Source organism: Micromonospora sp. NPDC006431 (assembly GCF_042870725.1).
Classification (GTDB): Bacteria; Actinomycetota; Actinomycetes; order Mycobacteriales; family Micromonosporaceae; genus Micromonospora.
Map to the genome: position 1 here is coordinate 477,105 of NZ_JBIAHQ010000001.1, position 11,630 is coordinate 488,734.

The 11,630-nt window shown below is 72.0% G+C and carries 6 protein-coding genes; 3 read left to right on the top strand and 3 right to left on the bottom strand.

Annotation, left to right across the window (positions count from 1 at the left end; translation table 11 throughout):
* Positions 1 to 24: 24 nt before the first annotated feature.
* Positions 25 to 2,142, bottom strand: coding sequence for a S9 family peptidase (locus ACFYM6_RS02415; protein ID WP_387271853.1), 2,118 nt, complete (start codon positions 2,140 to 2,142; stop codon positions 25 to 27).
* A 183-nt stretch (positions 2,143 to 2,325) separates the two neighbouring features.
* Between ACFYM6_RS02415 and ACFYM6_RS02420 the strand changes: the two genes are divergently transcribed.
* Positions 2,326 to 3,795, top strand: a complete 1,470-nt coding sequence (locus ACFYM6_RS02420) for an FAD-binding oxidoreductase (protein ID WP_387271463.1) — start codon at positions 2,326 to 2,328, stop codon at positions 3,793 to 3,795.
* Positions 3,796 to 3,894: 99 nt separating this feature from the next.
* Here the strand turns inward: ACFYM6_RS02420 and ACFYM6_RS02425 are convergent, their stop codons facing one another.
* Positions 3,895 to 5,961, bottom strand: a complete 2,067-nt coding sequence (locus ACFYM6_RS02425; RefSeq protein ID WP_387271465.1) for a SpoIIE family protein phosphatase — start codon at positions 5,959 to 5,961, stop codon at positions 3,895 to 3,897.
* Positions 5,962 to 6,124: 163 nt separating this feature from the next.
* Here ACFYM6_RS02425 and ACFYM6_RS02430 point away from each other — a divergent pair, with 163 nt between their 5' ends.
* Entirely contained in the window at positions 6,125 to 10,492 is a 4,368-nt protein-coding gene (locus ACFYM6_RS02430; RefSeq protein ID WP_387271467.1) for a HAMP domain-containing protein, read from the top strand.
* Positions 10,489 to 11,046, top strand: coding sequence for a two-component system response regulator (locus ACFYM6_RS02435; protein ID WP_073834170.1), 558 nt, complete (start codon positions 10,489 to 10,491; stop codon positions 11,044 to 11,046). The genes ACFYM6_RS02430 and ACFYM6_RS02435 overlap by 4 nt, the downstream gene beginning before the upstream one ends.
* A gap of 4 nt (positions 11,047 to 11,050) precedes the next feature.
* On the opposite strand, the gene ACFYM6_RS02440 is transcribed toward ACFYM6_RS02435, so the two are convergent.
* Entirely contained in the window at positions 11,051 to 11,557 is a 507-nt protein-coding gene (locus ACFYM6_RS02440; protein ID WP_387271469.1) for a GbsR/MarR family transcriptional regulator, read from the bottom strand.
* Between the last annotated feature and the right edge of the window lie 73 nt (positions 11,558 to 11,630).

The following is an 11,630-nucleotide window of genomic DNA, read 5'->3' on the forward strand; positions in this document are numbered from 1 at the left end:
CGGGGCGGCGCGTCAGCGGCGGGATCAGGCGCGGCCCAGCCGGTCGAGGATCCAGGCGTTGATGAACGCCTCCTCGCGCCAGGCGTCGTAGCGACCGCTCGGGCCGCCGTGGCCGGCGCCCATCTCGGTCTTGAGCAGGTAGTCGCCCCCCGGGGCGACCGCCCGCAGCCGGGCGATCCACTTGGCCGGCTCGTGGTAGAGCACCCGGGTGTCGTTCAGGCTGGTCACCGCAAGGATGGCCGGGTAGGCGACCGGGGCCACGTTCTCGTACGGGGTGTACGACTTCATGTACGCGTACACCTCGGGGTCGTCGAGCGGGTTGCCCCACTCCTCCCACTCGGTGACGGTGAGCGGCAGCGACGGGTCGAGGATCGAGGTGAGCGCGTCCACGAAGGGCACCTGCGCGACGATCCCGGTGAACGCGTCCGGCGCGAGGTTGGCCACCGCGCCCATCAGCAGGCCGCCGGCCGACGCGCCCCGGGCCACCAGGCGGTCGGTGGCCGTCCAGCCGGCCTTGACCAGGTGCCGGGCGCAGGCCACGAAGTCGGTGAAGGTGTTCTTCTTGGCGAGCAGCTTGCCCTCGTCGTACCAGCGCCGGCCGAGTTCGCCGCCGCCGCGGATGTGCGCCACGGCGAAGATGACGCCCCGGTCGAGCAGGCTGAGCCGGGCGATGGAGAACCACGGGTCCATGCTCGCCTCGTACGAGCCGTAGCCGTAGATGAGGCAGGGGGCGGAGCCGTCGCGCGGGGTGTCCTTCCGGCAGACCAGCGAGATCGGCACCCGGGTGCCGTCGTCGGCCAGCGCCCAGTCCCGGTGCTGCTCGTAGTCGGCCGGGTCGTACGCCCGCCCGTCCGGCCCGGGGCGGACCGGCTTCTGCTTGCGCAGCACCATCTGCCGGGTGACCAGGTCGTAGTCGTAGACCGAGTCCGGGGTGACCAGCGAGGTGTAGCGGAGCCGCAGCTCGCGGGTGCGGTACTCCGGGTTGGCGTCCAGCCCGACGCTGTAGATCGGCTCCGGGAAGTCGATGTCGTACGGGTCGCCGCCGCCGACCGGCAGCACCCGCAGCCCGGTCAGCCCGTTGCTGCGCAGCGAGACGACCAGGTGGTTCTCGAACGCGTCGACGGACTCCAGCCGGGTGCCGGGCGAGTGTTCGATCAACGGGGTCCAGTCGCCGGGCGTGTCCGCCGAGGTGAACGCGAGGGCGAAGTCCTCCGCGCCGTCGTTGTGCAGGATCAGGAACCGGTGCCCGTGGTGCTCCACCGAGTATTCGACGCCCTGTCGGCGGGGGGCGATGACGGCGGGCTCGCCGGTCGGGTTGGCCGCCGGGACGACCCGTACCTCGCTGGTGATCTTGCTGTGGATGTCGATCATTACGAACCGCTCGGAGCGGGTCAGCTCGACGCCCACCCAGAACCGCTCGTCGTCCTCCTGGTGGACCACCACGTCCTCGCTCGACGGGGTGCCGGCGGCGTGCCGCCAGACCCGGTTCGGCCGCCAGGCGTCGTCCACCGTGACGTAGAAGAGCGTCGAGGCGTCGCTCGACCAGGCGGTGCCGTAGAAGGTGTCCGGGATCTGGTCGGGCAGCACCTCGCCGGTGCTCAGGTCCTTGATCCGCAGGGTGAACCGCTCGTCGCCGGCGAAGTCCGTCGAGTAGGCGAGCCAGCGCCCGTCCGGGCTGACGTCGAACGCGCCGAGGGCGAAGAAGTCGTGCCCCTCGGCGAGCACGTTTTCGTCGAGCAGCACCTCCTCGCCGTCCAGCGGGGCGCCGTCGGCGCTGATCGGGGGCGCGGTCTCGCCGTCCCGGACGGCCCGGCGGCAGTGCACGCCGTACTGCTGGCCTTCGACCGTGCGGGTGTAGTACCAGTACCCGTCCTTGCGGGTGGGCACCGACAGGTCGGTCTCCTGGGTGCGCCGGCGGGTCTCCTCGAACAGTTGGGACCGCAGCTCCGCCAGGTGCGTGGTGCGGTCCTCGGTGTACGCGTTCTCCGCGGTCAGGTAGGCGATCGTCGCCGGGTCGTCCTTGGCCGCCAGCCAGGCGTACTCGTCGACGACGGTGTCGTCGTGGTGGGTGCGCTCGCTCGGCACGCGCTTGGCGACGGGCGACGGCTCCAGGTCGCGGCGCGGCGTCAGACCGGCCTTCATTCGGTCCGGAACGCCGCCTGGCGGCGTGGAGGCCGAATTATGGCCGCCAGCCGAGCTGGAGTTGTCGGGAGTCTCGGTGGTCACGGCGTCACGTTACCGGCCGGCCGCCCGGCTCCGGGCCTGCGCTCTGCCGGATCCGGCAACTTGCCGCCGAGTCTTTCGAACATGTGTACGATGACCGCCATGGCGGCTGCAGCGAGTTCCACCCATCGTCCCGGAGCCCTCGACATCACCCGGCGCCTGGCCGAGATCTGCGGCCCGCCGTTCGCCCGGTTCGCCGGCCCGGCCGACGAGGTGGCCGGCCGGACGGCCCGCTGGGTGGCGGTGCCGGGTGGCCCGCACGCCGCCGCGGAGGTGTTGCGGCTGGCCGCCGCGCACGATCTGACGGTGGTGCCGCGCGGCGCCGGCACGAAGATCGACTGGGGGGCCGCCCCGGCGCAGGTCGACATCATGCTGGACACCGGCCGGCTCGCCGGGATCTGGCACGAACCGCAGGGCTCCGGGGTGGCCGAGATCGGCGCGGGCACCCCGCTCCGGGCGGTCCAGGCCACCCTGGAACGCACCGGCCAGCGCCTACCGATCGACGCGCCCTCCCCGGGGGCGACCCTGGGCGGAGTGCTCGCCGCCGACGAGGCCGGCCCACTCCGGCTCCGGCACGGCAGCCCGTGCGCCCAACTCGTCGGGGTGCGCTACCTGGACGCCGACGGCGAACTCGTCAGCGTCGGCGAGCCCGGGACGCCGTCGCTGGGCCGGGCGGCACCGACGGCTCGCAACCGGGCGAGCGGCTCGGCGACGCCCGCCGGCGGGCCGGGCGGTGCCGCGGCGCTCTTCGGCACGGGCGACCTGCCGGGGCTGGACGTGGCCCGGCTGCTCTGCGGCTCGCAGGGCGGCCTGGGCGTGCTGGTCTCGGCCACCCTGCGGGTGCAGGCCGCGCCGGCCAGCCGGGTCTGGGTGTCCCGGCCGGTCTGGACCCCGTTGGAGGTGCACGACCTGGTCCGGGCGGTGCTCGCCGCCCGGCTCGACCCGGCGGCCGTCGAGCTGGACCTGCCCGTACCGGTGCCGCTGCCGCGCCGGCGGGTCTCCCCGTGGCACCCGTCGGTCGCCGGGCGACCCGACCACCCGGCGCTGACCGGGCAGGCCACCCGGCCGGCCGCCGCAGGCAGCCTGGTGGTGCTGCTGGAGGGCGGCCCGGCGGACGTCGCGGAGCGGGCCGAGCGGCTCACCGCCCTGCTGGGCGGCGATGCGGTCGTCGGCCACGCGGCGCCGGAGTGGTGGGGGCGCTACCCCTTCGCCCCCGGCGACACCGCGCTGCGGATCGAGGTGCCCATCAACGACCTGCACGCGGCGGTCTACGCGCTGCGCGACGCGGCCGGCAGCCCGGTGCCGGTCCGGGGGTCCGCCGGGGTCGGCACGGTGCACGCCGCGCTGCCCGGCTCGCTGGCCCCCGACCGGGTGGCCTCGATCCTCGCGGCCGTCCGTGGGGTGCTCCTCGCCCGCCAGGGCCGCTGTGTGGTGGTGTCCGCCCCGGCCCCGGTCCGCCGCGCCGTCGATCTCTGGGGTGAGCTGCCCACCCTGCCCTGCCTCCGCACGGCGAAGGCGCACCTCGACCCCCACCATCGCCTGGCCCCCGGCCGCCTCCCCGGCGGCCTCTGACCCCCGGCCCCGCTCTCGTTGGTCAAGGAGTTTGCGTCAGGATCCGGCGGCCCGCGCCGGACGCAAACCTCTTGATCAACGCCGCCAGAGGGGCGGCGGTCAGAGGGTGTCGTTGCGGAGGACGAGGATGGCGATGTCGTCGCGGGGGGTCTCCACGGAGAAGCCGATCGCCGTGGCGCGCAGCCGGGCCGCGACCACGTCGGCGGAGTAGCCGGCCAGCGGGGCCGCAGACTCGCGCAGCCGTTCGGTGCCGAACAGCTCCCGGCCGCGCCGGCGCTCGGTGACCCCGTCGGTGTAGAAGATCAGCGCGTCACCCCGGCCGAGGGTGATCTCGGCCGTCGGGGTGGTGATCGAGTCGAGCAGCCCGAGCGCCGTACCGCCGGTGCCGACGAAGGCCGCCCCACCGCCACCGGGCAGCAGTACCGGGCGGTCGTGCCCGGCCAGGTGCAGGGACACGTCGAGCTGGCCGCCCTCACCCGGCCCGACCGCCGCCAGCGCCAGCGTGCAGTACCGGCCGCTGCCGCGCTCCACCAGCGTTTCGTTGAGTCGGCCCAGCACCTCCGGCAGCGGCTTGCCGTCGCCGACCAGCACCCGGATCACGTCCCGGACCAGACCGGTCACCGCCGCCGCCTGCACGCCCTTGCCGGAGACGTCCCCGATGACCACCAGCCACCGGCCGTCCGGCAACGGGACCACGTCGTAGAAGTCGCCGCCGACGTCGGCATCGTCGCCGGTCGGGACGTACTCGGCGGCGAAGCCGATGCCCTCGACGACCGGGAGCACCGGCGGCAGCAGCGACTGCTGGAGGGTCTGGGCCACCCGTCGACGCTCGGCGTGGATGCGGGCGTTCTCGATGGCGAGGGCGGCCCGCCGGGCCACGTCCTCCAGCACCGACACCTCGTCCGGGTCGTGCCGATGCCGCTGGTGGCGGCCGACGGCCAGGGTGCCGAGCCGTTGCCCGCGGGCGATCAGCGGCACGGCGAAGCCCTCCATCGGCCCACTGAGCGGCACCTGCGCGGCGCTCCGGGACGCCTCCCGCAGCCGGGCCTGGATCGAGTCCGGTCCGGTCTCCTCGAGCACGCGGTGCAACTGCGGCAGCACCGACTCGTCGGCGTGGCTGCACGCGGCGAGCCGCAGCCGCCCCCACTCGTCGGTGGTGTGCACCGCGCACCACTGGCCGAGCCGCGGCACCACCAGCTGCGGGATGAGCGCCATGGTCAGCTCGACGTCGAGGGACTGGGCGAGCAGCTCGCTCGCCTCGGCGAGGAAGGTCAGCCAGGCCGACCGGCGGACGTCCGCCCGGCGCAGCCGGTCGTTCTCCAGGTGCAGCGAGAGCCGTTCGGCGGCCAGCACCGCGAGCGGCCGGGCGTACGCCGACGGCGCCGCGTCCAGCTCCAGGTCACCGGCGTACGGCCGGTGCACGGCGAGCGGCACCCGGAGCAGCTCGTTGCCCGCCCGGAGCTGCCGGCCGTACCGGGCGAGCACCTGGGTGCCCTGCCCGTCGCCCCGGTCCAGCCGGACCACGCCGCCGGCCGCGCCCACCATCTCGGCGAGCCGGGCCAGCAGCCCGTTGGCGAACTCCGGCAGCGGGTCGTCCGCGTACGGGTCGGGGGTGGTCTGCATCAGCTCGCTCATCGCGGCGGCGCTCGGGGCGCTGTCCGTCGCCCCGCCCGGGGTGACCGCCGTGTGGTGCTCGGCCACGGCCGGCGGCGTGGCGGACGTCACCTCGTGCCGGTCGAGCCGGAACCAGACGCCCTTGCCGGTGGGCAGGTAGGTGGTGCCCCACCGGCTGGCGAAGTGGTCCACCAGCAGCAGGCCGCGCCCGCGCTCGGCCACCTCGGCGATCTCGGCGCTGACGTTGCGTACCCCGACGATCAGTTCCTCGACCGGACCGGACGCGAAGTCGGTGACCGTGACGGTCAGTCCCCCGTTGTCCGCCTCGACCTCGATGTCGAGTTCGGTGCGCGCGTGCTCGATGGCGTTGGTGGTGAGTTCCGTGGTGAGCAGCAGGGCCTCGTTGAGCAGTTCGTCCAGATCCGCCTCGCCGAGAACGGACCGGACCAGCGCCCGGGCCGCGGCGGGCGTACGCCGGTCGGCGGGGAGCCGGACACGCCGGACGTGCTCGTCCGCGCCGCCGTCCATCGCGGGCCCCGCCTCCGCTGACACCTTCGTATCCTCCACCGCCGCCGTCCCCGGTGCCAAGCGCCCCCCGCCGCGCCACTCCGCCAAGCGAGGGGGCGCGCCGGGTCGGCTGGTCGTCACCTCGACCTGCCGAGGGCAGAATGGTGGGATGTCGGCACGAGCCGGTTGGCCCCGAGCTGAGCGAGGAATGATGACCACGGCGAAACAGTCGCTAGCCGCGGACCCGTCCGCGCCCGAGCACGAGGCGCTCCTTGGCGACCTCGTCGAGGCGCTGCGGCAGGTGCGCCGGGGCGACCTCAAGGTCCGGCTGCCTCGACGGGCCGGCCTGGCCGGTGAGGTGGCCGACGCCTTCAACGACGTGGTGTCGCTGCAGGAGCGGCAGCACCTGGACCTGCGCCGGATCAGCCGGATCGTCGGCCGGGACGGCCGGCTGACCGAACGCCTCGACGACGAGGGCCTGGACGGTTCGTGGGCGGAGGGGCAGCGGGCGATCAACTCGCTGATCGACGACCTGGGCCGGCCGACCACCGAGATCGCCCGGGTCATCGTGGCGGTGGCCGACGGCGACCTGTCCCAGCACATGGCGCTGGAGATCGACGGCCGCCCGCTGCGCGGTGAGTACCTGCGCATCGGCCGCACCGTCAACACCATGGTCGACCAGCTCTCGTCCTTCTCGAACGAGGTGACCCGGGTGGCCCGCGAGGTGGGCACCGAGGGCAAGCTGGGTGGGCAGGCCGACGTACGCGGGGTCGCCGGCACCTGGAAGGACCTCACCGACTCGGTGAACACCATGGCGTCGAACCTCACCTACCAGGTGCGGTCGATCTCCCAGGTGGCCACGGCGGTGGCGAAGGGTGACCTGTCGCAGAAGATCACCGTGTCGGCCAAGGGCGAGGTGGCCGAGTTGGCCCACACTTTCAACTCGCTCACCGACACCCTGCGGCTCTTCGCCGAGCAGGTGACCCGGGTGGCCCGGGAGGTGGGCACCGAGGGCAAGCTGGGCGGCCAGGCGGAGGTGCCGAACGTCGCCGGCACCTGGAAGGACCTGACCGACAGCGTCAACTCGATGGCGTCGAACCTGACCGCGCAGGTGCGCAACATCGCCCAGGTCTCCACCGCGGTGGCCCGGGGCGACCTCTCCCAGAAGATCACGGTGGCCGCGCAGGGCGAGATCCTGGAGCTGAAGGACACCGTGAACACGATGGTGGATCAGCTGTCGTCGTTCGCCGACGAGGTGACCCGGGTGGCCCGTGAGGTGGGCATCGAGGGCAAGCTGGGCGGTCAGGCCCAGGTACGCGGGGTTTCCGGCACCTGGCGCGACCTCACCGAGAACGTCAACCAGCTCGCCGGCAACCTGACCAGCCAGGTGCGCAACATCTCGCAGGTGTCCACGGCGGTGGCGAAGGGTGATCTGTCGCAGAAGATCACGGTGGACGCGCAGGGCGAGATCCTTGAGCTGAAGAACACCGTGAACACGATGGTGGATCAGCTGTCGTCGTTCGCCGACGAGGTGACCCGGGTGGCCCGTGAGGTGGGCACCGAGGGCAAGTTGGGCGGTCAGGCGCAGGTGAAGGGTGTGTCCGGCACCTGGCGGGACCTGACCGACAACGTGAACTCGATGGCGTCGAACCTGACCAGCCAGGTGCGGAACATCGCCTCGGTCACCACGGCGGTCGCGAAGGGTGACCTGAGCCAGAAGATCACGGTGGACGCCCGGGGCGAGATCCTGGAGCTGAAGTCCACCGTCAACACGATGGTCGATCAGCTCTCCTCGTTCGCGGACGAGGTGACCCGGGTGGCCCGTGAGGTGGGCACCGAGGGCAAGCTGGGCGGCCAGGCCCAGGTACGCGGCGTCGCCGGCACCTGGCGCGACCTCACCGACAACGTGAACTCGATGGCGTCGAACCTGACCAGCCAGGTGCGCAACATCGCCCAGGTGTCCACGGCGGTGGCGAAGGGTGATCTGTCGCAGAAGATCACGGTGGACGCGCAGGGCGAGATCCTGGAGCTGAAGAACACCGTGAACACGATGGTGGATCAGCTGTCGTCGTTCGCGGATGAGGTGACCCGGGTGGCCCGTGAGGTGGGCACCGAGGGCAAGTTGGGCGGTCAGGCGCAGGTGAAGGGGGTGTCCGGCACCTGGCGGGATCTGACCGACAACGTGAACTCGATGGCGTCGAACCTGACCAGTCAGGTGCGGAACATCGCCTCGGTCACCACGGCGGTCGCGAAGGGTGACCTGAGCCAGAAGATCACGGTGGACGCGCAGGGCGAGATCCTGGAGCTGAAGTCCACCGTCAACACGATGGTCGATCAGCTGTCGTCCTTCGCCGACGAGGTGACCCGGGTGGCCCGTGAGGTGGGCACCGAGGGCAAGCTCGGCGGTCAGGCGCAGGTGAAGGGCGTCTCCGGCACCTGGCGCGACCTCACCGAGAACGTCAACCAGCTCGCCTCGACCCTGACCACCCAGCTCCGGGCGATCGCCCAGGTCTCCACCTCGGTGACCCGGGGCGACCTGACCCAGCGGATCGCCGTCAAGGCGCAGGGCGAGGTCGCCGAGCTGAAGGACAACATCAACCAGATGATCGTCACCCTCCGGGAGACGACGAAGAAGAACGCCGAGCAGGGCTGGCTGGACTCCAACCTGGCCCGGATCGGCGGCCTGCTCCAGGGCCAGCGGGACCTCGGCGAGGTCTGCCGCATGATCATGATGGAGGTGACCCCGCTGGTCGACGCGCAGCTCGGCGCGTTCTTCCTGGCGGACAGCTCCGAGGGGAGCATGCGGCTGCGGCTCACCGCCTCGTACGGGTATGTGGCGCGGGGGCACGACGTGACCTTCGGGCCCGGCGAGGGGCTGGTCGGCCAGGCCGCCCTCTCCCGTCGGACCATAAGGGTCAGCGCCCAGCCCGACGGGCGGCTGATGCTGCGCTCCGGGCTGGCCGAGACGCCCCCGGCCGACCTCGTGGTGCTGCCCGTCCTGTTCGAGGGCGAGCTGCTCGGCGTGATCGAGTTCGCCGGGGTCATCACCTTCTCCGAGCTGCACCTGTCGTTCCTGGAGCGGCTGGTCACCACGATCGGCATCGCGGTCAACACGATCCAGGCCAACCGGCGTACGGAGGAGCTGCTGGCCCAGTCGCAGCGGCTGGCGCTCGAACTCCAGGAGCAGTCGGCGGAGCTGCAGCGCACCAACGCCGAACTGGAGGACAAGGCCAAGCTGCTCTCCGAGCAGAAGGCCAACATCGAGACCCAGAACCGGGAGATCGAGCTGGCCCGGCTCGGCCTGGAGGAGAAGGCGCAGCAGCTCACCCGGGCGTCGGCGTACAAGTCGGAGTTCCTGGCGAACATGAGCCACGAGCTGCGCACGCCGTTGAACTCGCTGCTGCTGCTGGCCCGGCTGCTGGCCGAGAATCCGGACCAGAACCTGACGCCGAAGCAGACCGAGTTCGCCCGCACCATCCACAGCGCCGGATCGGACCTGCTCTCCCTGATCGACGACATCCTGGACCTGGCCAAGATCGAGGCGGGCCGGATGGATGTGGAGCCGACCGAGGTGCGCTTCTCCGAGCTGCGCGGCTACGTCGAGCAGGCGTTCGCCCCGCAGGCCGAGGAGAAGGGCCTCGACTTCCAGGTACGGATCAGCAAGGACCTGCCCCCGGCGCTGGTCACCGACGCCCAGCGGTTGCAGCAGATCCTGCGCAACATGCTCTCCAACGCGGTGAAGTTCACCGACCACGGCGCGGTGACGCTGCGGATAGCCCCGGCCGCCGAGAACGCGGTCTTCGACGTGCCCGCGCTGACCAACGCCCGGCGGGTGATCGCGTTCACGGTGATCGACACCGGGATCGGCATCTCCGACGACAAGCTGTCGCTGATCTTCGAGGCCTTCCAGCAGGCGGACGGCACCACCAGCCGGCGGTACGGGGGCACCGGGCTGGGTCTGTCGATCAGCCGGGACCTGGCGCGCCTGCTCGGCGGCACGATCACCGTGTCGTCGGCGCCCGGCCAGGGGTCGACCTTCACCCTCTTCGTACCGGACGTGCTGGCACCGGACGCGGTGGTGGCGCCGGCGCCACCCTCGCCGAGCCGCGCGGGCCTGCCGTCGTCGCTGCTCATGCCGATGGAGCTGCCGCAGCCGCAGGAGACTCCGGCGGCCCGGCGGCTGGAGGGCGTGACCGTCCTGATCGTCGACGACGACGTCCGCAACGTGTTCGCCCTGACCTCCGCGTTGGAACTGCACGGGATGACCGTGCTGTACTCGGACAACGGGGCGGACGGCGTCCGCCAGTTGGCCGAGCATCCGGAGGTGGACATCGTGTTGATGGACGCGATGATGCCGGACCAGGACGGCTACGAGACGACCCGGCAGATCCGGCGCAATCACCGCTTCGTGGACCTGCCGATCGTGTTCCTGACCGCCAAGGCGATGCCCGGTGACCGGGATTCGGCGATCACGGCCGGGGGTAGTGACTACATCACCAAGCCGGTGGACCTGGACGAGCTGATCGAGATGATGGCGTCCTGGATCGGCCGGAGCCGAGGCGAGGAGACCCCGTGACCCAGACGGCCAAGGCGCTGCTGGTGGACGACCGGCGGGAGAACCTGATGGCCCTGGAGGCGATCCTCCAGGGGCTGCCGGTGCAGTCGGTCGCGGTGGAGAGCGGCGAGGCGGCGCTGAAGCAGCTCCTCGTCGACGACTTCGCGGTGATCCTGCTCGACGCGCAGATGCCCGACATGGACGGCTTCGAGACCGCCACCCACATCAAGCGGCGGGAGCGGACCCGACACGTGCCGATCATCTTCCTCACGGCGGCGGACAAGGACGCCCAGCTCGCCCTGCGCGGCTACGCCGTGGGCGCGGTCGACTACCTGACCAAGCCGTTCGACCCCTGGGTGCTGCGTGCCAAGGTGTCGGTCTTCGTCGAGCTGTGGGTGAAGACCCGGCAGCTCGCCGCCCAGTCCGACCTGGTGCGGGAGCGGGACGCTCAGTGGCGGGTGCTCACCGACGCGGTGGACGAGGCGACGACGCTGCTGCGCGCTGACGACGGCCCGGGCGCCCGGGAGCGCGCGGTGGACATCCTGGAGCAGGCCCGCTGGGGCAACCCCGGCTGAGCTGTCAGCCGGCCCGGTCGCCGCGCCCCGCCGCGGCGCGCCGGGCGCGCCACCGTTCGCCGAGCGTGTCGAGTTCCTCCTGTACGAAGACGAAGAAGTCCAGCATCTCGGCCACCCGCTCGCCGGCCGGGGTGGCCCGCCCGTGCAGCGCGTCCACGCCGCCGGTGGCGATGTCGATGAAGTTCTTGTAGATGCCGGTCTTGGCGATGGTGGCCTCGTACCAGGGGTTGTCCGGCATCCGGTAGTGGTCTCGCCGGGAGCCCTTGACCGGCTCGCGGACCAGCATGCCGAACTGGGTCAGGTAGCGGACCGCGCCGGAGACAGCCGCCGCGCTGACTCCGAGCCGCTCGGCGATCTCGCCGGCGGTCAGCGGGCCGTCCGCGCTCATCACGGTGAAGAGCACCCGGGCGGCCATCCGGGGAATGCCGACGTCCGCGAAGGCCATCGCCATCCGCTCGACGAAGAGGTGGACCCCTTCCTCGCTCCGGGTCGGACGGTGGGCGTCAAGCATCGGCGGTGGCTCCTCCCGTAAAAAAGTCGTGAAGACGATGGTGCCCCAGCTCTCACAGTCTTCACAAGTTTAT